Origin of the sequence: Nonomuraea sp. NPDC005501, from assembly GCF_040605905.1 — a bacterium.
Taxonomy (GTDB): Bacteria; Actinomycetota; Actinomycetes; order Streptosporangiales; family Streptosporangiaceae; genus Nonomuraea.
In genome coordinates, this window is record NZ_JBEXDT010000032.1 from 1 (window position 1) to 24,105 (window position 24,105).

Below are 24,105 nucleotides of genomic sequence, written 5' to 3' on the forward strand. Positions count from 1 at the left end.
GCGCGGTGCGCGCGGTGGGGCGGTGGTACGGCGGGCTCCTGGTCCGGCGGGTCAGAAGCCGGCGGTGATCCGGGTGAACTCCCAGTCGGCCTGCGAGATGCCGCTGCAGTTGGACACGACGCCGCCGCCGGGGCACGGGCGGTCACGGTTGACGGCCCAGTAGGCGAGCCTGGTCAGGCCCTTGCCCTTGGCCCAGTCGCGGATCTGCGTCCACGTGGCCGGCGAGGTCAGCTCCTGCTGGTCGGACAGTCCGTTCATGCCGGAGATGCCCATGTGCGCGTACGCCTGGGAGTCGCTCCAGCCGAAGGCGTTCTTGAGGGCGTTCTTCAGGCCCTCGGAGGCGTTGACCGTGTCCTGGTAGATGTTGGTGCCGCCGAAGTCGAACGGCATGATCGTGTAGTTGTCGATCGGCACGCCGAGGGCCTTCGACTGGTTGATCAGCCGGACGCCGTGCGCGTTGGGACCGGCCTTGGTCGTGCCGAAGGTGACGACGACCTTGACGCTCGGGTTGTTCTGCTTGACGATCTTCAGGCCGTTCAGGATGCGATCCTGGACGGTGTAGTTCTCGAACTCGTCGGTGTTCTCGATGTCGAAGTCGACCACGGCGGGGCCGACGGCGTTGATGACCTGCTGCACCGCGCCCGCGAACGCCTGCGGCGTCGAGCAGTTCGGGCCGAGCTTGTTGCCCTGCCAGCCGCCGAAGGAGACCTGGACGCTGCCGCCCGCGGACTTGACGGCCGAGATGGCCTGCGCGTCGGCGCCGCCGGTCAGCGGGCGCTGCCCGTCCCACGCGGGGGTGCAGCCGCCGCTCGACAGGATGAACGCCATCGTGAACGACTTGACGCCGGTCGCGCTCATCACCGAGGCGGGGGCGGGCGGGTTGCCCCAGCCCATGTAGAGGTAGGGGGCGCCGGGCATCCTGGTGCCGCCGCCCGTGCAGCCGTTGGTGGTGCCCGTCACCGAGGCGCCGGCGGACTCGCCGGCCGAGTTGTAGGCGCGGACCGTGTACGTGTGCGTGGTGCAGGTGCCGAGCGAGCCGATCGTGGCCGAGGTGCCGGTGACCGTGGCGCGCACCGTGGAGCCCTCGTAGACGCGGTAGCCGGTGACGGTGCCGGTCGAGGCGGTCCAGGACAGGGCGATCGAGCTGTTGGTGGTCGAGGTCACCCGTGGGGAGCCGGGGGTGGAGGGGGCGCCGGGCGTGCCCGGGTCGCCGCCGGTGACGGGCTTCCACAGGGCCGGCACGATGGGCGGCTCCCAGCCGACCTGCGAGGTGTGGGCCTGGATGCACTCGTAGTCGACGCCGTTGTAGGTGACGCGGGCGCCGACGGCGTAGGAGACGTTCGGCTGCCACTGGGCGGCGAACGCCGCGGAAGTGCTCGGGACGGCGGTGGCGCCGGCGGCGGGCACCGACGTGGCGGCTCCGGCGCCGATCATGGCGACGGTGGCGAGTAAGGCGAGGAACATGCGACGGAATCTCATGGCATTTCCCTGGAAGTGCGGCTTCACGGGTTGGGGGGTGCGCACGGGTTGGGGGTGCGCGGGGCGCCCGGTCCGGCGCCTTCCGCCCGGGGTGCCGTACGGCTCGCACCGGGGGGTGAGAGCGCGAGCCGTACGGCACGGCCCGCACGGGTGGGGCGGGCTCCTGGAGAGGCGGGGTGGTGGCTCGCTGGGGCTGTCAGGTCAGGGCGGGGGGTGGCGGCGAGCGGGTCATGGCTCCCCGGTTCAAGATTTCTTTTAGGAAAGTTTCCTAAGAGTTGGGGTGATCGTAGCCTTGACACCCGGTCCTTACAAGACCCAAAGAAGGGGGACATGCGAAGGCGCCGCGGCCCGGTCGGCCACGGCGCCGGTGGTCCCGCGCCCCAGGGGATCAGGGGCGGCGGGTGATGCGGACGTCGTCCACGCCCGCCTCGACCAGCGAGGCGCCTGAGACGTCCGCCGCGTCGATCACGACGCGGACCGTCTGGCCGGCGAACGCCGTCACGTCCGCCGTCGCCGCGCTCCACGAGCCGTTGCGGTTGGCCGCCGCTCCCGCCTGCTGCAGGACGGTCGCGGTGGTGTCGCCCACCACCCGCACGCGCAGGTAGTCCGCGCTGGAGCTGTTGGAGCCGTGCGCGAGGTACCACGACAGCGACAGGCTCAGCGTGCCGCCCGAGGGCAGCGTGATCGGCGGCGACTGGATCGAGGTGACGCCGCCGTCGACGTCGTGGTCACCGGCGGCGGTGCCGGCGAGCCGGCCCGTCACCAGGTCGTTGGCGCCGCTGACGGTGGTGCCGAGCTGCTTGGCCCCGGACGAGGTGGTGTCCGCGGGGTCGCCGCGCTCCCACTGCCCGGCCGTGGCCGTGTCGGTGCCGGACGGGTCGGCGGTCCAGGCCGTGGCCGACTCGAACGTGTCGGAGTACACGGTCTCCCCCGGGGTGCCGGTGCCGCAGTACTGGGAGTCCTTGCCAATGATCCGGTAGACGCAGTCGGAGTACTCCAGGAAGCGGAGCACGGCCTCGCGGTTGCGGGTGGTCTGCGGGCCGATCTGCTCGTCGGGCGGGTAGAAGCCCGGGCTGGTGCCGGTCGGGTACATCTCGAAGGTGAAGCTGAAGATCTTGTAGACGCCCCACATCCAGTCGTCGATGGTGCCGTCGGTGATGTAGAGGTCGCTGGCCTGCTCGGGCGTGTAACCGTTGGAGGAGGTCATGCTCCTCCCCAGCGCCGCGTGGGCGTCCCGGTCGTCCTGGGTCAGGCCGGGCGCCGTGTCGGCGTAGGTGTAGCCGTACGGCCACAGCACCAGCTCGCTGTAGGTGTGCCAGTCGATGTGCGCCTTGATCTGCTGGACACCGCCCACGACCCGGCCGCGCACCCAGTCGGCGACCGCCCTCACCTCGGTGGCCGACTCTCCGGACGAGCCGCGGTACGTCTCGCTGGACGTGGAGCCGGACGAGCCGCCGCAGCAGCCCCAGTTGTAGGCCCAGTTGCGGTTGAGGTCGGTGCCCACGGCCGAGGAGCCGCCGTTCGGCTGCCGGTTCTTCCGCCAGGAACGGTAGGAGCCCGTCGCGATGTCGTACTCGCCGCCGTCGGGGTTGAGGTCCGGCATGATCCAGATCTCCCGGGTGTTCACCAGGTCGGTGATCCGGCTGTCACTGCCGTAGTTGTCGGCCAGCAGGTGCATGATGTACAGCGCCATCTCGACCGTGAGGTGCTCGCGGGCGTGCTGGTGGGCGGTGAAGAGCACCTCGGGCTCCGCCTCGTCCGTGCCCACGTTGTCGCTGATCTTGACACCGACGAGCTTCCTGCCCTCGTACGACGTCCCGTACGTGAACGTGCCGGCGATCCCGGGATGGGCGGCGACCAGCGCGTTCACGTCGGCGGTCATCTCGGCGTAGGTGTGGTAGCCGGAGTCCGACGGCGGGAAGTCGGCGGTCCCGGCGTCGGACCGGGGTGCGGGGCGCGGCATCTCCGTCACCCGGTAGCCGAGGCGCGTGATCGCGGTCACCTCGGCCTCCGTGGCCGTGACCAGGACCGAGTTCTTCGTCACCTCCTCGATCGCGGCGCCGGTGGCGGCGACGGCGCTGCGCTGCCGCGCGTCGGACGGGCCCTGTACGCGGTACTGCCGGTTCGGCGGCGGCTCGGCGGAGGCCCCCGCCCCGGTGGCGCCGGTCAGGCAGAGCAGTCCCAGGACGGCTAACAGGATGACAAAACGGCGTTGCACCTCGTCCTCCTCGGACGCGTGGGCTGGATGTTGACACGCGCCTGAACTGAGAGTGAGGACAGTCCCTTGCCAGGAGAAGGCCCAATTCTCCGCCCGGTGCCGCGCGCCTGCCGAAGCGGTGCGAGCATGGCAGACGCGCGGCGGCTGAGCCGGCGTCATTCCAAGAAGTTGACCGGTCAGAAGTCGTCGGCCGTCCGGATCCGGTCACGCACCCACACGCCCGCCGGCTTGAGCCGGGAGGTGCCGGTGAAGGGGCCGCTCGGGCAGGTGCCCTCGGTGAAGACCGCGCCGGAGCGCTCGTCGTCGGAGTAGTTCCAGTTGACCCAGCTGATCTTCTTCTGGGCCATCAGGTCGAGGTACTGCTGCACCCGGGTGAAGGTGTTCGAGCCGTCGCCGGAGGCCGTCTGCGTGCCGTACTCGGTGACGAACATCGGGATGCGGTCGGCGGCCCGGCCGCGAGTTCGAACGTTTGTACGTCACCCTGAGTACGGACGCGGTAACTTTCCGCCATGCCCACCGCAAAACACGAGGCACTCCATCGGATCTTCCGAGAGGACTCTTCGTTCTTCGCCCGCACGTTCAAGCTGCTGGACATCCCCTTCCCCTCCTCCTGCGCCGTCTCGGTCATGGACACCGATGTCACGGAGCTGGAGCCCATCACCCGGCGCGTCGACACGTTGCTGTACCTGGAGAGCGAGCAGGGAGACCACCTGCTGGTGATCGAGTCCCAGATGCAGGACGACCCGGACAAGACGAGCGCCTGGGCGTACTACATCGGCTACCTGCACGCCAAGCACGAGTGTCCGGTCATCCTGCTGGTCGTGTGCCAGGACCTGACCACCGCCCGCTGGGCGCGGCGCCCCAAGGGGATCGGGCTGGCCGACCGTCCGTCCCTGGTCGTCCACCCCATCGTCCTGGGACCGGACAACGTGCCCGCCGTCACGGACCTGGGCGAGGCGGCGGCCGACGTGGTCCTGACCGTGTTCTCGGCGCTCACACACGGGCGATCTCCGCAGGTCAGTGCGATACTGGAAGCACTTGCCGCAGCCCTGGACACCGTAGACACCCAAACCGCCGGATACTTCGCCGAGTTCACCGAGGTAGGCCTCGGTGACACCGACGCCCGATACCTGTGGAGAGACTTGATGTCCACCAAGACGTACCGCTACCAGTCCGAGTACGCCCAGCAGATCCGCGCCGAAGGTGTCGCCGTCGGCAAGGTCGAGGGCGAGGCCATGATGCTCATACGCGTCCTCGAAGCGCGGGCCGTGGAGGTCACGCCGGCCGTACGGGAGCGGATCATGAGCTGCACCGACACCGACGTCCTCGAAGCGTGGGCCGCACGCGCCGTGAGCGTCACCACCGCCGACGAGCTCTTCGACTGAGGGGTCAGCCCAGAGACGTGGTCGCCAGTTTGGCGCCGAAGCCGAGGAAGAGGGCGCCGACGCCGGAGGTGAGGCCGGCGCTGAGGCGACGGCGGGAGCGGAACTGGGCCGCCAGGAAGCTGCCGCCGAAGATCAGGGACGTCAGGTACAGCAGGCTGAAGACCTGGACGATCGCACCCAGGATGAGGAACGACAGCGCGGGCGTCCCGTAGTCCCGGTCCACGAACTGGATGAAGAACGAGACGAAGAAGAGGATGGCCTTCGGGTTCAGCAGGCTGATCGTCAGGGCCTTGCGGAAGGGGCGCGGACGCCGGTCCGCCCGCTCGGAGAGGGCGGCGGTGCCGGTGCCGGCACTGGCGGCGGCGGTCTCCGGGGTGGTGGGTGAGGAGGAGGCGCGCCAGGCCCGCCAGGCGCCGCGGAGCATCTGGAAGCCGATCCATGCCAGGTAGCCCGCCCCCGCGTACTTCACCACCGCGAACAGCACCGGGTTCGAGCGCAGCAGCGACGCCGCCCCGGCCGCCGCGAGGGTCATGAGCACCGTGTCGCCCACGAACACGCCAGCCGCCGCGCGGTACCCCTGCCTGACGCCCTGCTGCGCCGCGAGGCTGAGCACGTACAGGGAGTTGGGGCCGGGCAGGAGAACGATGAAGAACGCGCCGATGACGTAGGTCCAGACGTCGGTGATGCCGAAGAACATGCCGATGACTCCCGCGAGATGGTGACATATCACGGTATCGCGTGCTCAGCCGGTCGAGGGGCGCCGTGACGGTTACGGTGCCGCGTTCCGGATCGTGTACGTCCGGCCCGCCCGGGCGTCCCAGCTCAGGACGTCGCCGTCGCGGCGCGCGCCGGGTTCGTGGCCCCGCTCGTCGTGGACGCGGTGGCGCCCGGCGACGACGGACGACCTGACCTTGATCGGCCCGGTCCTGCCGGTCCGGACGGTGATCGTGTCGGGGGCGCCGTTCGTCCAGGTGGCGCCCACGGTGACGTCGCCGCGGGCGCGCAGTCCCGCCACCGAGCCGTCCTTCCACGCGGCGGGCAGCGCGGGCAGCACGTGGACCACGTCGTTCTGGCTCTGCACCAGCATCTCGGCGATCCCGGAGGTGGCGCCGAAGTTGCCGTCGAGCTGGAACGGCGGGTGGGTGTCCCACAGGTTGTCCAGGGTGGAGGTCTTCAGCTGCTCGACGAGCATCCGGTGGGCGTGGTCGCCGTCCAGCAGCCGGGCCCAGAAGTTGATCTTCCATGCCTTGCTCCAGCCGGTGCCGCCGTCGCCGCGCCCGGTCAGGGAGACCTCGGCCGCGCGGGCCTCCGGGGTGCCCGCGACGATCTGGTGTCCCGGGTGGAGGGCGTACAGGTGGGAGACGTGCCGGTGGGTGTCGGTCGTCGCGTCCCAGTCCTCCTTCCACTCCTGGAGCTGGCCCCAGGAGCCGATCCGGATGCCCGGGTCGAGCTTCGCCAGCGCGGCGACGGTCTCCGCCTGGAAGTCCTCGTCCACGCCGAGGGTCTTCGCCGAGGCCAGCGCGTTGGTGAGGAGCTCCCGCACGATCTGCTGGGACATCGACGCCCCGGCCGAGAAGTCGCCGTGCTCGGGCGAGTAGCTGGGCGAGACGACGAGCCTGCCGTCACGCGGGTCGGTGTGCAGGGAGTCCAGCCAGAACTCGGCCGCCCCCTTGATGACCGGATAGGCGATCTCGCGCAGGTAGTCCACGTCGCCGGTGAAGCGGTAGGTGTCGTAGAGGTGCTGGGTGGTCCAGGCGGCGGCCTCCGGGAACCAGAACGCGGTGGCCCAGTCGTGCACGCCTGTGAAGCCGAACGGGTTGGTCTCGTTGTGCACCACCCAGCCGCGCGCGCCGAACATCTCCCGCGCCGTCCTGCGCCCCGGCGCGACCAGGGCCGTGATGTAGCGGTCGTAGGGCATCGTGGTCTCGTGCAGGTTGGTCTGCTCGGCCGGCCAGTAGTTCATCTGCAGGTTGATGTTGAGGTGGTAGTCGGCCGACCAGGGCGGGCTCGTCGAGTCGTTCCACACACCTTGGAGGTTGGCGGGCAGCACGTCGTTCTCGCGGGAGGAGGAGATCAGCAGGTAGCGGCCGTAGGCGAAGAACAGCGCCTCCAGGGCCCGGTCGTCGGCGGAGGAACCGCCGGTGTAGTTCGCGCGGAGCCGGTCGGTGGGGATCGCCGGGGTGGCCTGACCGAGGTCCAGCCGCACCCGGTCGAACAGCTCTCGGTAGTCCGCGACGTGCGCGGCCCTGAGCTCGTCGTAGCTCCTGGCGGCGGCCGCGTCGACCGCCGCGGTGACCTTGGCGTGCGGGTCCTCACCGCGGTACGCCGGGTGGACGTCGGCGTAGTCGGTGCCGGCCGACAGCACGAACACCGCGCTGTCGGCGCCGGTGACGGTGATCCTGTCGCCCGCGTCCGTACGGGTGCCGCCCTCGGCGATCACCTGCACCTGGGCCTCGAACCTCATCCCGTTGTCCGGCAGCCTGCCGCGGATGGTGAGCCGGCCGCCGGAGGCGGTGACCGTCTTGTCGTGGTGGGGCGAGGTGTGGCGGAGCGTGAACGAGACGCCGCCGCCCCGGTCGGCCGAGAGGCGGCCGACGATCACGTTGCCCGGGTTGCCGGCGAAGTACTCGCGCGTATGGGTGACGCCGTCGGCGGTGTAGCCGACCCGGGCCACGGCCTCGCCCAGGCTGAGCTCGCGGCGGTAGCCGGTGTGGTTCCGGGGAGCGCCGGCGACGTCCAGGTACAGGTCGCCGAACGTCTGGTAGGCGCCGAACCCGGTCTTCGGCCGGCCGAGCGCGGCCGCCACCTCATCGGGCGTCACCCTGCCGTCGCGGTCGATCCGCCGCCGGACCTCCGCGACGGCGTCCGGGCGCGGGCTCGTCCAGTTGCCGGAGTCGTAGCCGCCGTGGCCCGGGCCGCCGGTCCACAACGTCTTCTCGTTGAACTGGATCCGCTCCGTGGCCACGCCGCCGAACACCATGGCGCCGAGCGGGCCGTTGCCGATGGGCAGGGCCTGGGTCTCCCAGTCGGTCGCGGGCTCGTCGTACCAGAGGGTCAGGCTTCCTGATGGGGGGTGGACCACTCCTAGGGAGTTAGCACCCCGAGGTGCCCCGCGGCAAGAGGCGGGAGTTCGAGGCCGAACGCGTCAAAAGAGGCGGTCCCATTCCGGTGCGTCAGGTACGGTAAGCCACCGGCGCCGGGTCGCGCGGCGCCGGGGTAAGCAGCAACTCACCCCGAACGGTCCATCCGGCACGCCTGGTCGCGCGAGGCGCGGGTAGTCGCCGGTCAACGGCCTACCTGCGGAGCAACCCGTGAACCATCCTGCGGTCACCCTGCCACGCCTCACCTCTCTGGCCCGCCAGGCAGTGCCCCGGCTGCTGGAGGGCGTGGTGGCGCCGCTCGCCGTGTTCTACGCGGCTCTGGCTCTGCTCGGGCTGACGGGCGCGCTGGTGGCGGCGGTGGCCTGGGTGTACCTGGGAGTCGCCTGGCGGCTGGTCCGCGGTGTCCGGGTGCCCGCCACGATGGTCCTCGCGGCCATCGCGATCACCGCGCGGGCCGCGGTGGGCCTCTGGACGGGGAGCTGGGTGGTGTACTTCATCCAGCCCGAGCTGGGCACGATCTGCATCAGCATGGCGTTCCTGGCCTCGGTGCGGCTCAACCGGCCGCTGGTGCAGAAGCTCACCCTCGACTACATCCACCTGCCGTCGGCCGTGCTCAAGCACGAGCGGATGCGCAGGTTCTTCGCCCGGATCACGCTGCTGTGGGGGTTCGTGCTGCTCGCCAACTCGACGGTGAGCATCTACCTGGCGCTGCACGAGTCGCTCGGCACGTTCATGCTGCTGCGCACCTCAGCCGTGGCCGCGATCAGCGGGCTGGCCGTCGCGTTCTCGATCTTCGCGTTCAAGCGGGTCCTCCGCCGCCTGCACGTGTCCCACGCCTGACCGCTCGGCCAGCAGGAACGCCCCGCACATCCCCATGACGAGACCTGTCAGCGTCTCGAACAGCTGCACCAGCCCGAGCGCGCCGCCGGGCTCCCCGCCGAGCGGGGCACCCGTGACCGTGATGATCATCGCGTACAGGCCCCAGCCGAACATCGTGCCGCTGCCGAGCCAGGCCATCGCCACGGGCCGCCAGATCGGGCCGCGCCCCCGCGCCCGGACGACGACGAGCAGCGCCACGCCCGCGCCGATGGCGAGCAGGCCCTTCAGCCCGTCCTGGACGGCGCCGACGAAGGAGCTGGGAGCGCCCGCCACGGCGGCCGGGAGCCCGGCGTCGCCACCGAACGCCCAGTACAGGCGCGCCCCGCCGAGCAGGACCGTCATTCCCAGCGCCCCCACGGCCACGACCCGCTGGAACGACGCCGACGGGCCGGCGTGACGCCGTAGGGCCGGCGCCGACAGCGGGTACGCCCAGCGGTCGCGGGCATACAGGGCGAACGCCGTCAGCAGGCAGACGCCCTGGCCGATGAACCCGCCGTACACCATGGCGTACACCCACGGCCGGATCGGGCCGCCGGTCTCCAGCAGGGACGGGCCCTCGACGAGGAGGGCGAGCGGCACCGTCGCGACGACGATGCCGAGCAGGCCGGACGCCACCCAGAGCGGCAGGAGCACCAGCCACGCGGGCAGACGCCTGCCCCAGCGCATGGTGAACGACAGGGCCAGCACCAGGGCGACGGCGTCCATGGCGAAGGTCATGGCGTTCAGCCCCACCATGGCCGGGTCGTCCAGGAACGCGGGGTCGTCGACGCCCACCGCACGGCCGGTCAGCCAGAGGGTCTTGATGGTCAGGTACGGCAGCGTGGCCGCCATGGCCACGATCGCGGCGGTGATCCGTCCGATCCCCGGCGTCCCGGGCCTTCCCGGCGCGCGGTGGTGATCGGTCGTGGGCTGTGTCATGGCCCCAGGCTCGCGGCCGGCGCGGGGCCGGACCTCCCGGTGTGAGGGGATCGCCCTCCCCCGCCCGGGGGAGCCGGTCAGATGAGGGGGAAGCCGCTCAGGGCAGCTTGACGGTCAGCTCGAAGCCGGTGTCCTCGCGGGGCCCGGCCGTGAGGGTGCCGCCCGCCAGCCGTACGCGCTCCCGCAGCCCCTCCAGGCCGAGGCCGCCCGGCACGGCGACGGGACGGGCCCGCGAGGGCCCGTTGCGCACGGTGACACGGCCGGGCGAGACCTCGACCGTCACCGGGGCGCCCGGCGCGTGCTTGGCCGCGTTCGTCAGGCCCTCCTGGACCACGGCGTGCGCCAGGGCGGGCGCCGCTCCCTCCGCCGGCCGCAGAGTGATCACCATGCCGGAGGCGCGGGCCCGCTCGACCAGCGCCGCCACATCCTCCCCCACGGGCGTCAGCGGCGGCGGCCCGGCGTCGTCGCCGAGCAGCCCGATGATCTGGCGCAGCCGCTCGGTGGCGTCGGCCGCCGCGACCCGCAGCTCGCCCGCCGCCCTGACCTGGGAGCCGTCCAGGCCGGGCGACATCTCCAGCCCCGCGGCCCGCACCGCGATGAGTGCCAGGTCGTGACCCAGCGAGTCGTGCATGTCACGGGCGATCCTGGCCCGCTCGCGCAGCCGGGCCTGCGCCGCGACCGACAGCGCCGCCTGCTCGCGCTGCTGGAGGAGCCGCCACCGCACCAGCCCCAGCGTGTACGGCAGGGCGTAGGTGCCGAGGAGCCCGCTGGCCATCGTGATCCACGTCGCCGCCCCGCTCCCCCGCGAGACCGCGAGCCCCGCGCCCACGAGCGCCACCACCGCGAACACGGCCAGGACGCGTCCCCGCCGCACCGGCCGCCGCCCGCACAGGTACGCGTACCCCATCACGAACGGCGAGGCCGTCACGAAGGGAAAGATCTTCACGCCCGGCAGCGCCAGCGGCCAGACGAGGTCGGAGGTGGCGAGCCCCTGCTCGAAGTGCCACGGCCCGAAGGGCAGCAGCAGCAGCACGGCGATCTCCGGCCGGCGCCTGCCGGCGGCCACGGCGAGCGCGGCGAGTGCCATCCGCGGCACGGTCCGGAGGGCGAACGCGCCCGCGTCCTCCAGCGGGTCGGGGCCCGCGGCGGCGAGCGCGACGGACAGCAGCGACCAGAGCAGCACGCAGGAGACGAGCCGGCGGCGGCTCTCGTGGCGCTGATCCTTCACGGGGACGACCGTACCCGCCGCGCCCGGGACGGCGGCCCCGCCGAAAGGCACGCGGGCCCCCTGACGAAGGTCGGGGTAGGGCGCGGGCCCCCGCGGGGGTGGGGCTGGCACCACCTCGGATCCGGATACCCACCCTGCTGTCCTCCCGCCTCCCGGCCGCTTTGATCGTAGGTGTCAGCGGCGGTCGCACCACCGACCCCCACGAAAGTCGGGGGCCTGGTGTGCCGATCGTCGGATGTGCCGTGACCTGCGGGCTTCCTATCGTGCCTGGGGTGCGGGCCCTACCCCGTCCCAGGGACATGCCCGCGCCGGACCGGGGGTTTCCCCGATGTCCCACGGCTCCTCCCGCCACCAGGCTGTGAGGCACGACGATCGGAGTCCCACGCATGTCGCACGCCATCCTCGACCTGGTCCAGCAGGCGATGTCCTCGCCCTGGCTGTACGCCGCGCTGTTCGCCCTGGCACTGCTCGACGGGTTCTTCCCGATCGTGCCCGCGGAGACGTCGGTGATCACCGCCGGGGTGTTCGCCGCGACGGGCGAGACGAACCTGGCCCTGGTCGTGCTGGTGTCCGCGCTGGGGGCTTTCGCCGGTGACCACGTGTCGTACCTGATCGGCAGCAGGGCCGCCGGCCGCCTGCGCGAGCGCAAGGCGCTCGTGTGGGCGCGGCGGGCGCTGGCCGAGCGGGGCGGGCTCGTGCTGGTGATCGCCCGGTACATCCCGGGTGGACGCACCGCGACCACGCTGACCATGGGAGCCGTACGGCACCCGTTGCGCTCGTTCACGTTCTTCGACGCGATCGCCGCCTCCTCCTGGGCGGTGTACTCCGCGCTGATCGGGTTCTTCGGCGGGATGGCGTTCGAGAACGACCCGGTCAAGGGGCTGCTGCTCGGCCTCGGGATCGCCCTGTCCGTCACCGGGGTGGTCGAGCTGGTGCGCTGGGCGCGGAAGCGACGCGCCATCCAGCCTTCCCCGGAACGCCTTCCGGTGGACACGTCCGTTTGACCCTGCCAAGTGACCATCCGAAGCGAGAGGTGAGGACATGACGCTGCTGGCCGCGGTGACAGCCCTGGTCGGTTCGCTGTTCTTCGCGCTGGGCGCCGCGCTCCAGCAGTTCGAGGCGGCCGGCGCGCCCGGCGCGCGAGGGCTGCTCGCGCTGCTGCGCAGGCCGCGCTGGCTGGCGGGCGGCGCGAGCATCCTGGTGGGCGGCGGCCTGCACATCGTGGCGCTCGGCCTCGGACCGCTGACCGTGGTCCAGCCCATGGGGGTGGCCAGCCTGCTGTTCGCGCTGCCCATCGCGGCCACCCTGCACGGCCGCCGGCCCTCGCGTGCCGAGCTGGGCGCCGCCGGCCTGGTGGCGGCGGGGCTCGTCGGCCTGGTGCTGCTGGTGCCGGAGTCGGCCGGGCCGACCGCGCTCAGCCCGGCCGGGGTGGTGACGCTGCTCGCGGTCTCCGGGCTGGCGGCGGCGCTGCTGTGGGCGGGCTCCCGGGTCGCCTCTCCGGCGGGCCGGGCCGCCCTGCTCGCCACCAGCTCCGGAGTCCTGTACGGCGCCACCGCCACGCTCATGCGGGTCCTGGTGGACGGCGCGTGGAACTGGTGGTACCTGCTCGCGCTCCCGGTGCCGGCGCTGCTGGCGCTGGCGATGCTCCAGCGGGCCTACGCCGTCGGCCACTTCGGCGTCTCGTTCGCCTCGTTGCAGATCGCCGACCCGCTCACCGCGGTGGCGTTCGGCGCGCTGCTGCTGGGCGAGCCGCTGCCGACGGGGCTCGCCCCGGTCGCCGCCGCCGCGCTGACCGCGGCGGGCACCGTCGCGCTGGCCAGGACCACCCCCCTGGAGGCGCGCCCCTGACGCACCTCGTCCCTGCCCTTCCTCCTTCCCTCCCTCGACGACCGTCCCCCCTGAAACGGAGCTCCTCCCCATGGCCATGCCCCTCTCCACCGCCGCCACCATCACCCACAGCGCCGACGTCGCCGAGGCCGGGCTCGCCCCCGTCGCCGAGCGGCCGCGCCGCGTCCTCATCTCCACCGACACCTATCCGCCCGACGTGAACGGCACGGCGTACTTCACCCACCGCCTGGCCACCGGCCTGGCCGCGCGCGGCAACGAGGTGCACGTGATCTGCCAGTCGGACGCCGGCCCCGCCGGCGCGGACGTGGTCGACGGCGTCATCGTCCACCGGCTGCGCTCCGCCCCGCTGGTCGTCCACCCCACGATGCGGGTCACGGTCCCCACACGCCTGGACCGGTTGATGGACTCCATCGACCCCGACGTGCTGCACAGCCAGGGCCATTTCGTGGTGGGCCGCGCCGCCATCGCCGCCGCCCGCCGCCGCGGGGTTCCCGTCGTCGCCACCAACCACTTCATGCCCGACAACCTCTTCCAGTTCGGCCACATCCCCACCGGGCTGCGCGAGCGCGCGGGCCGGCTCGCCTGGCGCGACTTCAACCGGGTCTTCCGCCGGGCCGACCGCGTCACCACGCCCACGCCGCTGGCCGCCGGGCTGCTGCGCGACCAGGGCTTCACGGGCGACGTCGAGCCGGTGTCGTGCGGCATCGACCTGGCCCGCTTCCACCCTCACAGCGAGCCGAAGCAGTGGGCGCGCAGGCTGTTCGACCTGCCGGACCGGCCCACCGTGCTGTTCGTCGGCCGCCTGGACGAGGAGAAGCACCTCGGCGAGCTGGTGCGGGCGCTGCCGCACGTGCTCAACACCACCGACGCGCAGGTGGCGCTGGTGGGCCGCGGCAACCAGCGGGAGGTGCTGGAGCGCCTGGCCGCGCGGATCGGCGTGGGCGAGCGGGTGCGCTTCCTCGGGTTCGTGCCCGACGAGAACATGCCGCAGGCGTTCGCGGCGGCCGACGTGTTCGCGATGCCGGGCGTGGCTGAGCTGCAGAGCATCGCGACGCTGGAGGCGATGGCCTCCGGGCTGCCCGTGGTCGCCGCGAACGCGATGGCGCTGCCGCACCTGGTGAACGGCAACGGCTACCTGTTCGAGCCCGGCGACGTCGTCGGGCTGGCGAGCCACCTGACCGCCGTCCTCACCGACGGCGAGCTGCGCGCCCGCCTCGGCCGGACCAGCCGCGAGCTCGCCCGGACGCACGACCACCAGGTGTCGCTGGCCCGCTTCGAGCAGATCTATGACGAGGTGACGCGATGAGCGAGCCGTCCCGGGCGACGCTCGGCGGAGCCGTGGCGGCCACGGTCGCCGCCGCCGGGGCGCTGGCCTACACGGAGGTGGCGCTGCCCGCGCAGCCGCTGGTCAGCGACTACGCCCTGGTGCCCGGAGGGACGATCCCGGTGCTGGGCGGCATGCTGGCCCTCGCCGTGGCCTGCGTCTTCCTGGCGTACGGGCTGGCGCAGCGCGAGCCGTCCCGCTCCGCCGCCGCCCGGGTGCTGCTGGTGGCCGCGGCGGGCGGCCTGATGCTGGGCGCGGTCTTCCCGACCGATCCGGCCGCCTCGGAGATCTCCTCGATGGCCGGCGAGATCCACCGGTGGGCGTCCGCCGTCGTCTTCACCGCCCTGCCGGTCGCCGGCTGGACCCTGGCCCGCGACGCCTCGGTGCCGCGCCGGCGCTCGGGCCCGCACGGCTCCGGCGCGTCCCGCTGGAACGCCGTCCGGGCCGTGAGCGTCACGTCCGCGCTGGTGCTGGCCGCGTTCCTGGCCGCCCACCCGGCCTCCTTCCTGTCTCCGCTGATCGGCGGCGACGCCTACTACGGGCTGCTCGAACGGGGGCTGGTGGTCTCGGAGATCGCCCTCGTCGCCCTCATGGCGGTAGCCGCGGCCCGCCGCGAGCGCACCGCCGTCCCGGACAACGCCTCCTCCCTGACCTCCTCACCGGCTGAGCCCACCCTTCCTGAGCCCGTCGTCCCCCGCGTCCCCGAGACCGGGCGTGATCGGGGCGGGAGCGTGGCGGCCTGACCTTCTCCGGCGCCCCCGGGCACGCGGCATGCTTCGGCCGTGGTCGAAGGATTCCGCGCCTAACGTGGAGCGCATGGTCATCACACGTCACGCCGAGGCCCGGGCAGTGCTCGCGGACACCCGGTACGTCCCGCCGCCCGTACGCCAGGACGCGCCGCCGTACACGCTGGGCTGGCTCAGGGCGCGGGTGTCGCGGTTCAGCAGCGGCGAGACGCACGCGGAGCGGCGCCGGGCCCTGGAGGACCGGCTGGCGGAGCTCGACCCGGCCGCGCTGCGGAGGCGGGCCCGCGAGGCGACGCTGGAGCGGGGCGGCGAGTGGAGGGGCGTGCCCACGCGGGTGCTGGCCGCCGCCCTCGGAGTCCGCGCACCGGTCCCGCTGGTGGAGGCGGTCGCCGCCGGCTACCTGTCCGGCGAGGAGAGCCCCGCGGCGGACGCGGCGGTGGCCGAGCTGGCCGGGCTGCTCGGCGACGGGCCGTCCGTGATCACGGACCTGACGTTGTTGCTCCAGGCCCACGCCGCCACCGAGGGACTCATCGCGAACACCCTCACCCACCGCGAACCCGCCGGCGTCGAAGGGCTGCTGCGCGAGACGCTGCGCCACGACCCGCCGCTCAGGGCGACCCGCCGGGTGGACCGGGCCACCGGTGAGGAGATCGTCATCGACCTCGTCGCCGCCAACCGCGACCCCGCCGTGTTCGCCGAGCCGGAGCGGTTCGACGCCGCCAGGGATGAGACCCCGCATCTGACGTTCGGCCACGGCGTGCGGCCCTGCCCGGCCTCGGCCCACGCGCTCGCGCTCGCGGCGGGCGTCCTCGACGCGCTCCGCCCCGCGCCCACCGCCCCGGCGGGGTCCCCGGCCCCGATGCCCGCTTCCGCGCCCAAGGAGAACTCGTGAGCTTCCATGACCTGCACCGGCCCGGCGACCCGCTGCTGCTCCCCAACGCCTGGGACTACGGCTCCGCCGCCGCGCTCGCCGCCCAGGGGTTCGCCGCGATCGGCACCACCAGCCTCGGCGTGGCCGCCGTGCACGGCCGGCCGGACGCCGCGGGCGCCACCCGGGCGGAGACCGTCGAGCTGGCCCAGCAGATGTCGGGCCTCGATGTCATGGTGACCGTGGACATCGAGGGCGGCTTCAGCGACGACCCGGCCCAGGTGTCGGACCTGGTGGCGTCGCTGGCGGCGCTCGGCGTGGCCGGGGTGAACCTGGAGGACGGCCGGCCCGACGGGACGCTCCGCCCCATGGCCCTCCAGCAGGAGATCATCGAGGCCGCGCTGGGTCACGGGGTGTTCGTCAACGCCCGTACCGACACCTGCTGGCTCAAGACGGGCGACACGCTGGAGCGCGTGCGCGCCTACGGGCACGCGGACGGCATCTTCGTCCCCGGGCTGGGCGACCCCGGCGAGATCGCCGAGGTGGTCGCCGCCACGCCGCTGCCGCTCAACGTCCTATACCAGCCCGGCGGGCCGTCGCTGGCGCGCCTGGCCGAGGCCGGCGTGGCGCGGGTCAGCACGGGGTCGCTGCTCTACCGCGCCTCCCTGCAGGGGGCGCTGGCCGCGGTGCTGGCCGTACAGGGGCGGCCGAGCCCGCCCGTGCCGTCGTACGCGGACGTCACCGCGCTGCTCCCGCGGTCCTGACGCCCGTCGGAGACCGGCCACGGCGGTCGGCCGCTCCCGAGGAGCCCCGCCGTCGCCGGGTCCGGCCGCGATAATCGGGCTATGCGCTTCGAGATCCTTGGCCCGGCGCGGGTCCTGGGCGAGGACCGGGAGCCGGTCCCGCTCGGCGGCCCCCGTCTGCGGGCGCTGCTCGCACTGCTGGCGCTCGACGCGGGCCGGGTCGTCGGAGCGGACCTGCTGGTCGACGGCCTGTACGGCGAGCTGCCCCCGGAGGGCGTGGCGAACGCGCTGCAGTCCCAGGTGTCGCGGCTGCGCCGGGCCCTCGGCAGGGAGCGGGTGGAGTTCCACCCGGCGGGCTACCGGCTGGTGGCGGACCCGGAGGACGTGGACGCCCACCGCTTCGCGCGGCTCGCCGCCGAGGGCAGGCGGGCGCTCGCCGGCGGGGACGCCCGCCGCGCGGCCGGGCTGCTGCACGAGGCCCTGGGCCTGTGGCGCGGCAGGCCCCTGGCCGACGTCCCGCACGCCGGGCCCGCCGCCGCCGGGCTGGAGGAGCTGCGGCTGGCGGCCACCGAGGACCGTGTCCAGGCCGACCTGGAGCTGGGGCGGCACCGGGAGCTGGTGGCCGAGCTGCGCCGGCTCACCGCCGCCCATCCGCTGCGCGAGCGGCCGCACTCCCAGCTCATGCGCGCCCTGTACGGCGACGGGCGGCAGGCGGAGGCGCTGAACGCGTACGAGCAGGTCAGACGGGTCCTCGATGACGAGCTGGGCGTCGAGCCCGGCCCCGAGCTGTCGGCCACCCACGTGGCCGTCCTGCGGGGCGACCTGTCCCTGACGCCGGCCGCGGGTCACCCCGTGGCCGGACTGGTGCGCGCCGGGGAGGGGGGCGAGGCCGGAGAAGGACGGCGGTACGGGGTACGGGCGCAGCTCACCAGCTTCGTGGGCCGGGCCGAGGAGCTGCGCCAGGTCGGCGCGTACCTGCGGGAGACGCGGCTCGTCACCCTGGTCGGCGCGGGCGGCGCCGGCAAGACGCGGCTGGCCCAGGAGGCCGCCGGCCGTGCGGACGGCGACGTCTGCGTCGTGCAGCTCGCGCCGCTGGCGGTCGGCGGGGACGTGCCGAAGGCGGTGCTCACGGCCCTGGGCGTCCGCGAGCCGCTGCTGTCCGGCCCGGGACGCCCGGCCGGTGACCCGGTCGCCCGGCTGGTGGCCGCGCTGGCGGGCCGGGACCTGCTGCTCGTCCTCGACAACTGCGAGCACCTCGTCGAGGCCGCCGCCGAGCTGACCGACGCGCTGCTGGCCGCCTGCCCGGCGCTGCGGGTGCTGGCGACGAGCCGCGAGGCGCTCGGCATCACCGGTGAGCGGGTGCTGCCCGTGGCGCCGCTGAGACTGCCGCCGCCCGGCGCGGCCGGCCTGCTCGGCCACCCCGACGACCTGCTCGGCTACCCGGCCGTCCGGCTGTTCGCCGACCGGGCGGCGGCGGTGCGGCCCGGCTTCTCCGTGGACGTGGCCAACGCTGCGGTGGTGGCGGGCGTGTGCCGGGCGCTCGACGGGCTGCCGCTGGCGATCGAGCTGGCCGCGGCCCGGCTGCGCACGATCAGCCTGGACGATGTCGCGGCGCGGCTGGACGACAGGTTCCGCCTGCTGGCGAAGGGCAGCCGCACCGCGCTGCCCCGGCACCAGACGCTGCGCGGCGTGGTCGCGTGGAGCTGGGACCTGCTCGGCGAGAGCGAGCAGCGGCTGGCCAGGCGGCTGGCCGTGTTCGCCGGAGGCGCGACTCCCGAGGCCGCCGAGCGGGTGTGCGGGGTGTCCGAGGAGGTGCTGTTCGCGCTGGCCGACAAGTCGCTGGTCGAGGTCGTGGACGGGCGCTACCGGATGCTGGAGACGATCCGGGCCTTCTGCGCCGAGCGGCTGGCCGAGGCGGGTGAGACCGAGACGGTGCGCGCCGCCCACGCCACGTACTACCTGGACCTGGCGCTCACCGCCGACCGGCACGTGCGCCGGGCCGAGCAGCTCGCCTGGCTGGCCCGCCTCGACGCGGAGAGCGGCGACCTCGACGCGGCCGTGCGCTGGGCCGCCGAGACGGGCCGCACCGAGCTGGGCCTGCGGCTGCTGGCGGCCGCGGCCTGCTACTGGTGGATGCGGGGACACCGGCTGACCTGCGCGGAGCTGGCCCAGGCGGTGCTGGCCGCGGCGCCCGCGCGGGCGCCCGAGGGGCTGGAGGAGGAGTACGGGATGTGCGTCCTCGTCGCCGCGTGGGGCGGCGAGCCGGACACGTCGCTCCAGGCGCGGCTGGCGGAGCTGCGGCTGCTGCTGCCGCCGGACCTCCTGCCCGCGCGGGTGGAGTTCCTCGCCCTGGTGCTGCCGATGTTCGTCGGTCCGCCGGAGGACGTGGAACGGTTGCGGGAGCTCTGGGCCGGCGCCGGGCAGTCGATGACGCCCTGGTCGCGGGCGCTGTCGCACTGCGGGATGGCGCTGGTCGAGCAGTTCGCGGGCCACCTGGACGAGGCGAGGACGGAGTTCGAGCGGGCGCTGGCCGCCTTCCGGGAGCTGGGCGAGCGCTGGGGGACGACCCTGGTGCTGTCCGGGCTCGGGGACCTGGCGTTCGCTCAGGGCGACTACGTCACCGTGTACGAGCTGGCCGGGCAGGCGCTGGAGACGGCGCGTGAGCTGGGCGCCGTGCCGGACGTGGCGCAGAGCCTGTGCCTGCGCGCGGACGCGGCGGTACGCCTGGGCGACGCCGAGGGCGGGCGGGCCGGGTACGAGCACGCGGACGAGCTGGCGCGGCGGGTCGCCTCCAGCGAGACGACGGCCCGGGCGCAGGTGGGACTCGGGGAGGTGGCGATGCGGCGGGGCGACCTCGCCGAGGCGCGGGCCCGCCTGGAACAGGCGCTGGCCGAGTGCCCCCACGGCTGGTACAGCGCCGAGGACACCCGCGCCCGCATCCTCGCGAGCCTGGAGGAGCTGGGCGAGCTGGAGCGGTCGCCGGCCCCGCCGAGGCACGTGACGGAGGCCGCCGAGGCGGCGGGTGCGTAACCCGGGGTGGCTCAGGGGGCGGCGCCGGCCGGGCAGGTGTGGGCGCGGAAGGGGGTGAGGAGGTGCAGGCGGCGGCCGATCGCCCACAGCGCGCCGGCGGCCTCGACCACCGGCGGCAGAGTCCTCGTCGCCTGGTGCTCGCAGGCGCCCGCCTCGCCACACCTCCTGCCGCTCCACGGCAGGAGCGCTCAGAGGTGAGCGTCGAGGAACGCGGCGGTGGCCTCCACGGCCTGGGTGACGTAGGGCTCCTGGTCGTAGAGGTCGATGTGCCGCTTGGCGTCCAGCCAGACCAGCTGCTTCGGCTCGTCCAGCCTCCGGTACGCCTCCTCGGCGCCCTCGGGCGAGCAGAACCGGTCGACCACCCCGTGGACGATCAGCGCGGGCTTGGGCGACAGGAAGTCGGCGCCCATCATGTTGTCCACGGTGATCAGCTCTCGCACACTGGCCCGCGTGACCTCGTTGGACCAGTGCGGGGAGGCGCCGCGCGGGCCGCCGTAGTAGGCGTACGGCTCGTCGCCGGGCATGGCGGCCTCCCCCTCCTCCGCCACGGCGGGGAGGTACTCGACCGGCCCGCCGTGGTCCTGCCGCTCCAGGGTCTCCCCCAGAGTGGCCAGCGCCGCCTGGTAGTCCATGCCGGAACGCATCGTGTACGGGTTGTTGTACGCCCCGGCGATCCCGGCGAAGACCTTCACCCGAGGCTCGAAAGCCGCAAATTTCAGGGCATATCCGGCGCCAAGGCAGATGCCCACGGCCCCGATCCGCTCCCCGTCCACCTCCGGCCGCGACCGCAGCAGCGACACCGCCGCCCGCAGGTCGTGCAGCTTGCCCTGCGGGTCCTCGTGCCGCCGGGGCCGCCCGCCGGACTCGCCCCAGTTGCGGTGGTCGAAGGCCAGCGTGACGTACCCGAGGCGGGTCAGCCGCTCCGCGTACAGCCCGGTCACCTGGTCGCGCACCCCGGTGAAGGGGCCGGTGAGCACCAGCCCCGGACGCGGCCCCTCGGCCTCCGGCACCTTCAGCTCGCCGGCCAGCGTGACCTCGTCGGCCTGGAAGTCGATTCTCATGCCCCCAGTGTGCGGGCCGCGGGGATCGCCCGCGGCCCGCACAGCGAGCGGATCAGGAGTCGAAGCCCAGCCCCATCCGGTCGAGGGCGCGCAGCCACAGGTTGCGCCGGCCCTCGTGCCGGTCGGCCTGCGCGATCGACCAGCGGGTGAACTGGATCACCCCCGACCGCATCGGCTCCGGCGGGAACGGCACCGGCTTCTCCTTGACCATGCGCAGCTCGGTCCGCTCCGTGCGCTCGCCCGACAGCAGGTCCAGCATCACGTTGGCGCCGAACCGGGTGGCTCCCACGCCCATGCCGGTGTAGCCGGCCGCGTACGCGAGCCGCCCGCCGTGCGCCTGCCCGTAGAAGGCGCTGAACCGGCTGCACGTGTCGATCACGCCGCCCCAGCGGTGCGTGAAGCGCACCCCGGCGAGCTGCGGGAACGTGGCGAAGAAGTGCCGCGCCAGCGTGGTGAAGGTCTCGTCGCGCTGGTCGTACTCCGGCTTGACCAGGCCCCCGTTGTAGTAGACGGCGTCGTAGCCGCCCCACAGGATCCGGTTGTCCTCGGTGAGCCGGTAGTAGTGGAACCGGTTGGCCGAGTCGCCGACGCCCTGCCGGTTGCGCCAGCCGAGGGCGCCGAGCTGGGACGGGGTGAGCGGCTCGGTCATCAGCGCGTAGTCGTAGACCGGCACCACGAAGTGCCTGAGCCGCCGCAGCAGCGGCGGGAACACCCCGGTTCCGAGCGCGACCCGGCGCCCGGAGGCGACGCCGTGCGGAGTGCGCAGGCTGAGCGTGACGCCGTCGTCCTCCAGCGAGCGCACCGGGCTGCGCTCGTACACGCGGACGCCGAGCCGCAGGCACGCCTCGCGCAGCCCCCACGCCAGCCGGGCGGGGTCGAGCATGGCGCAGCCCCTGCGGTCCCACAGGCCGCCCAGGTAGGTGGGCGAGTCCAGCTCGGCCCGCACCTGGTCGCGGTCCAGCGGGACGTGGTCGAGGCCGAGGTCGGCGATGAGGCCGAGGTGCTCGTTCAGGCCCTCCAGCTGCCAGGGCTCGGTGGCGACGTTCAGCTCACCGGTGCGCTCGAAGGCGCAGTCGATGCCGTAACGCCCCAGGGTCGCCTCGATCTCGTCGAGGTTGTCCACGCCCAGCCGTTCCAGCCGGGCGATCTCGTCCGGCCAGCGCTCCAGCCCGTTGGCCAGGCCGTGGGTGAGGGTCGCCATGCAGAACCCGCCGTTGCGGCCCGAGGCCGCCCAGCCGATCCTGCGCCCCTCCAGCAGGACGACGTCCTGCTCCGGGTCGCGTTCCTTGGCCAGCAGGGCGGTCCACAGCCCCGAGAAGCCTCCGCCGACGACGACCAGGTCGGCGCTCGTGTGTCCGAAGAGCCGCGGCAGCGGCTCGGGTCTGGCCGGCGTGTCCAGCCAGTACGGCTTGCGCTCCGCGTCAGCAAGCGCCTTCAGCGGATCCACAAATCCCACTTCCCTACGAAAGTCAGAGTTCTATGAAAAATTGCGGGATCTCAAAGGGTTGATCACCGCGCGGGTTCCCCCCGCCGGTATCCGATCTCGCCTCCCTGTTCTTGGCCGGAGTACGCCGAACCCCCCGCGGGACCGCGGGGGGACGCCTGGTGAAAATGGCAGGGTCAGGTACGGCGGCGGGCCGCGACCGCGTTGGCGATCGCGATGAGCACGCCGATCCCGAAGATCAACGTTCCCATGACGTTGACCTGGGGCGGGATGCCCGTCTTCACGGACCCGATGATCCACAGCGGGAACGTGATGGTGGAGCCGTTGACGAAGCTGGTCACCACGTAGTCGTCGATCGACAGCGCGAAGGCCAGCATGGCCCCCGCCAGCACGCCGGGCAGCACCGCCGGCAGCGTGACCTGCCGGAAGGTGCCCCAGCCCGTGGCGCCGAGATCCCTGGCCGCCTCCTCCAGCGACGGGTCGAGGGTGACCACCCTGGCCCGCACGGTGACGGTGACGAAGGACAGCGAGAACAGCACGTGCGCGATGATGATCGTGCCGGCGTCGCGCGGCAGGTTGGCGGAGACGAACAGCGACAGCAGCGACGCCCCCATGACCAGCTCGGGCGTGGAGATGGCGGCGAAGACGAGGAAGTTGGTCACCCCGCGACCGCGGAAGCGGTGGCGGCCGAGCGCGAGACCCAGCATGGTGCCGATGACGACGGTGATGACCGTGCTCACGACCGCGACGACGAGGGAGTTCTTCAGCGCCGTGGTCAGGTCGGAGATGCCGAACAGCTCGTGGTACCAGCGGAGCGTGAAGCCCTGCCAGCTCGTGTTCGACTTGCTCTTCTTGTCGTTGAACCCGAACAGGATCATCACGGCGATCGGCGACGACAGCCAGACGATGATCAGCCAGGTGTAGGCGTGCAGCAGGCGGTCGCCGATCCGCCGCCGTGGCCCGGCCGTCAGGGTGGCGCTCATCGGGCCGCCGCCTCGAGGACGTTCTCGGTGCCGAGCGCCCGGGCGTAGATGAAGATCCCGACCAGCAGCACCGCCATGAGCGTGAACGACAGCGCCGAGGCCGTCGGGTAGTCGAGGTTCGTGAGGTACTCGGTCTGGATGATGTTGCCGATCATGGTGTTGCCGGTGCCGCCGAGCACCTGGGCGTTGACCGGGTCGGCCGTGGCCGGCACGAACGTCATGAGCACGCCGGCGAACACCCCGGGCAGCGACAGCGGCAACACCACCCGCCGGAAGGCCGCCGCCCGCGAGGCGTACAGGTCCTGGGCGGCCTCGACGACCCTCGGGTCCACCCGCTCCAGCGCCACGTAGATCGGCAGAATCATGAACGGCAGGAAGTTGTACGTCAGCCCGCCCACCACGGCCACCGTGGTGGCCAGCACGTGAAACTCGGGCGGCAGCACCCCCCAGCCCTTCAGGGTGCCGAAGACGATCCCGTCGTCGGCCAGCAGGAACCCCCACGAGATGGTCCGCAGCACGAACGACACGAAGAACGGCAGCAGCAGCAGGAACAGGTACACCGACTTGCGGCTGCCGCCCTTGAAGGCGATCCAGTACGCCACCGGGTAACCGATGACCAGCATCGCCGCCGTGGCCAGGCCGCCGTACCAGAGGGACCGGACGAGCTGGGTGCTGTACCTGCTCAACGCGTCGGTGTAGTTGGAGAAGCTGAACGTCATCGCGAAGCCGTCGATGGCGTTGCCGGTCTGCAGCGACACCGAGGCCATCGCGGCCAGCGGCACCACCAGGAAGACCGCCAGCCACATCCAGCTCGGCAGCGCGAGCAGGTAGGGAGTCAGCCGCTTCATCG

Annotated in this window: 19 protein-coding genes and 1 pseudogene; 9 read left to right on the top strand and 11 right to left on the bottom strand. The window is 73.1% G+C overall.

Annotated elements, in window-relative coordinates; genetic code table 11:
• Positions 1-51: 51 nt before the first annotated feature.
• The 3 genes and pseudogenes from ABZS51_RS17640 to ABZS51_RS17650 form a co-directional block, all read right to left on the bottom strand.
• Positions 52-1,479 carry a carbohydrate-binding protein gene (locus tag ABZS51_RS17640; RefSeq protein WP_355441734.1) on the bottom strand — a complete coding sequence of 476 codons (1,428 nt, stop codon included), beginning with the start codon at positions 1,477-1,479 and terminating at the stop codon, positions 52-54.
• A 388-nt stretch (positions 1,480-1,867) separates the two neighbouring features.
• A complete protein-coding gene (locus ABZS51_RS17645) occupies positions 1,868-3,697 on the bottom strand; it encodes a M14 family zinc carboxypeptidase (RefSeq protein WP_355441737.1) in 1,830 nt (609 codons plus the stop codon).
• Positions 3,698-3,873: 176 nt separating this feature from the next.
• Positions 3,874-4,146: pseudogene (locus tag ABZS51_RS17650) on the bottom strand (cellulase family glycosylhydrolase); the annotation flags it as partial.
• 60 nt (positions 4,147-4,206) lie between these two features.
• Between ABZS51_RS17650 and ABZS51_RS17655 the strand changes: the two are divergent.
• Complete coding sequence (locus ABZS51_RS17655) at positions 4,207-5,082, top strand: hypothetical protein (RefSeq protein WP_355441740.1); 876 nt, start codon at positions 4,207-4,209, stop codon at positions 5,080-5,082.
• Between the two features lie 4 nt (positions 5,083-5,086).
• Here ABZS51_RS17655 and leuE read toward each other — a convergent pair whose 3' ends face one another.
• Positions 5,087-5,779: a leucine efflux protein LeuE gene (leuE, locus tag ABZS51_RS17660; protein ID WP_355441743.1), complete on the bottom strand. Its 693-nt coding sequence runs from the start codon at positions 5,777-5,779 to the stop codon at positions 5,087-5,089.
• Positions 5,780-5,851: 72 nt separating this feature from the next.
• Entirely contained in the window at positions 5,852-8,164 is a 2,313-nt protein-coding gene (locus ABZS51_RS17665; protein ID WP_355441745.1) for a glycoside hydrolase family 95 protein, read from the bottom strand.
• Positions 8,165-8,393: 229 nt separating this feature from the next.
• Between ABZS51_RS17665 and ABZS51_RS17670 the strand changes: the two genes are divergently transcribed.
• Entirely contained in the window at positions 8,394-9,023 is a 630-nt protein-coding gene (locus tag ABZS51_RS17670) for a VC0807 family protein (protein WP_310710770.1), read from the top strand.
• On the opposite strand, the gene ABZS51_RS17675 is transcribed toward ABZS51_RS17670, so the two are convergent.
• On the bottom strand, positions 8,931-9,980 hold the full coding sequence (locus ABZS51_RS17675) for a DUF3995 domain-containing protein (RefSeq protein ID WP_355441748.1): 1,050 nt from the start codon (positions 9,978-9,980) through the stop codon (positions 8,931-8,933). The two genes, ABZS51_RS17670 and ABZS51_RS17675, sit on opposite strands and share 93 nt — an antisense overlap.
• A 97-nt stretch (positions 9,981-10,077) precedes the next feature.
• Positions 10,078-11,208, bottom strand: coding sequence for a histidine kinase (locus ABZS51_RS17680; RefSeq protein ID WP_355441751.1), 1,131 nt, complete (start codon positions 11,206-11,208; stop codon positions 10,078-10,080).
• A 386-nt stretch (positions 11,209-11,594) separates the two neighbouring features.
• Between ABZS51_RS17680 and ABZS51_RS17685 the strand changes: the two genes are divergently transcribed.
• From ABZS51_RS17685 to ABZS51_RS17715, 7 genes are all read left to right on the top strand, one after another.
• A complete protein-coding gene (locus tag ABZS51_RS17685; RefSeq protein WP_355441754.1) occupies positions 11,595-12,212 on the top strand; it encodes a DedA family protein in 618 nt (205 codons plus the stop codon).
• Between the two features lie 37 nt (positions 12,213-12,249).
• Positions 12,250-13,056 carry a DMT family transporter gene (locus ABZS51_RS17690; protein ID WP_355441757.1) on the top strand — a complete coding sequence of 269 codons (807 nt, stop codon included), beginning with the start codon at positions 12,250-12,252 and terminating at the stop codon, positions 13,054-13,056.
• A 76-nt stretch (positions 13,057-13,132) separates the two neighbouring features.
• Positions 13,133-14,362 carry a glycosyltransferase gene (locus ABZS51_RS17695; RefSeq protein ID WP_355441883.1) on the top strand — a complete coding sequence of 410 codons (1,230 nt, stop codon included), beginning with the start codon at positions 13,133-13,135 and terminating at the stop codon, positions 14,360-14,362.
• Positions 14,359-15,123, top strand: a complete 765-nt coding sequence (locus ABZS51_RS17700) for a DUF998 domain-containing protein (protein ID WP_355441760.1) — start codon at positions 14,359-14,361, stop codon at positions 15,121-15,123. Before ABZS51_RS17695 ends, ABZS51_RS17700 begins: the two co-directional genes overlap by 4 nt.
• Positions 15,124-15,196: 73 nt before the next feature.
• Positions 15,197-16,018, top strand: a complete 822-nt coding sequence (locus tag ABZS51_RS17705; protein ID WP_355441763.1) for a cytochrome P450 — start codon at positions 15,197-15,199, stop codon at positions 16,016-16,018.
• Positions 16,015-16,758 carry an isocitrate lyase/phosphoenolpyruvate mutase family protein gene (locus tag ABZS51_RS17710; RefSeq protein WP_355441766.1) on the top strand — a complete coding sequence of 248 codons (744 nt, stop codon included), beginning with the start codon at positions 16,015-16,017 and terminating at the stop codon, positions 16,756-16,758. The genes ABZS51_RS17705 and ABZS51_RS17710 overlap by 4 nt, the downstream gene beginning before the upstream one ends.
• Positions 16,759-16,839: 81 nt before the next feature.
• Positions 16,840-19,767 carry a BTAD domain-containing putative transcriptional regulator gene (locus tag ABZS51_RS17715; protein ID WP_355441769.1) on the top strand — a complete coding sequence of 976 codons (2,928 nt, stop codon included), beginning with the start codon at positions 16,840-16,842 and terminating at the stop codon, positions 19,765-19,767.
• Between the two features lie 188 nt (positions 19,768-19,955).
• Here the strand turns inward: ABZS51_RS17715 and ABZS51_RS17720 are convergent, their stop codons facing one another.
• The 4 genes from ABZS51_RS17720 to ABZS51_RS17735 form a co-directional block, all read right to left on the bottom strand.
• Complete coding sequence (locus tag ABZS51_RS17720) at positions 19,956-20,828, bottom strand: alpha/beta hydrolase (RefSeq protein WP_355441772.1); 873 nt, start codon at positions 20,826-20,828, stop codon at positions 19,956-19,958.
• Positions 20,829-20,880: 52 nt separating this feature from the next.
• Positions 20,881-22,275, bottom strand: a complete 1,395-nt coding sequence (locus tag ABZS51_RS17725) for an FAD-dependent oxidoreductase (RefSeq protein ID WP_355441886.1) — start codon at positions 22,273-22,275, stop codon at positions 20,881-20,883.
• Between the two features lie 173 nt (positions 22,276-22,448).
• Positions 22,449-23,255, bottom strand: coding sequence for an ABC transporter permease (locus tag ABZS51_RS17730; protein ID WP_310710759.1), 807 nt, complete (start codon positions 23,253-23,255; stop codon positions 22,449-22,451).
• Positions 23,252-24,103: an ABC transporter permease gene (locus ABZS51_RS17735; RefSeq protein ID WP_355441776.1), complete on the bottom strand. Its 852-nt coding sequence runs from the start codon at positions 24,101-24,103 to the stop codon at positions 23,252-23,254. Before ABZS51_RS17735 ends, ABZS51_RS17730 begins: the two co-directional genes overlap by 4 nt.
• Positions 24,104-24,105: the final 2 nt, after the last annotated feature.

Excerpts from the sequence above, each read along its gene's own strand:
- ABZS51_RS17640 (WP_355441734.1), bottom strand. The coding sequence starts at position 1,479 with ATGAGATTCCGTCGCATGTTCCTCGCCTTACTCGCCACCGTCGCCATG.
- ABZS51_RS17655 (WP_355441740.1), top strand. The coding sequence starts at position 4,207 with ATGCCCACCGCAAAACACGAGGCACTCCATCGGATCTTCCGAGAGGAC.
- leuE (WP_355441743.1), bottom strand. The coding sequence starts at position 5,779 with ATGTTCTTCGGCATCACCGACGTCTGGACCTACGTCATCGGCGCGTTC.
- ABZS51_RS17675 (WP_355441748.1), bottom strand. The coding sequence starts at position 9,980 with ATGACACAGCCCACGACCGATCACCACCGCGCGCCGGGAAGGCCCGGG.
- ABZS51_RS17685 (WP_355441754.1), top strand. The coding sequence starts at position 11,595 with ATGTCGCACGCCATCCTCGACCTGGTCCAGCAGGCGATGTCCTCGCCC.
- ABZS51_RS17690 (WP_355441757.1), top strand. The coding sequence starts at position 12,250 with ATGACGCTGCTGGCCGCGGTGACAGCCCTGGTCGGTTCGCTGTTCTTC.
- ABZS51_RS17695 (WP_355441883.1), top strand. The coding sequence starts at position 13,133 with ATGCCCCTCTCCACCGCCGCCACCATCACCCACAGCGCCGACGTCGCC.
- ABZS51_RS17700 (WP_355441760.1), top strand. The coding sequence starts at position 14,359 with ATGAGCGAGCCGTCCCGGGCGACGCTCGGCGGAGCCGTGGCGGCCACG.
- ABZS51_RS17705 (WP_355441763.1), top strand. The coding sequence starts at position 15,197 with ATGGTCATCACACGTCACGCCGAGGCCCGGGCAGTGCTCGCGGACACC.
- ABZS51_RS17715 (WP_355441769.1), top strand. The coding sequence starts at position 16,840 with ATGCGCTTCGAGATCCTTGGCCCGGCGCGGGTCCTGGGCGAGGACCGG.
- ABZS51_RS17720 (WP_355441772.1), bottom strand. The coding sequence starts at position 20,828 with ATGAGAATCGACTTCCAGGCCGACGAGGTCACGCTGGCCGGCGAGCTG.
- ABZS51_RS17730 (WP_310710759.1), bottom strand. The coding sequence starts at position 23,255 with ATGAGCGCCACCCTGACGGCCGGGCCACGGCGGCGGATCGGCGACCGC.
- ABZS51_RS17735 (WP_355441776.1), bottom strand. The coding sequence starts at position 24,103 with ATGAAGCGGCTGACTCCCTACCTGCTCGCGCTGCCGAGCTGGATGTGG.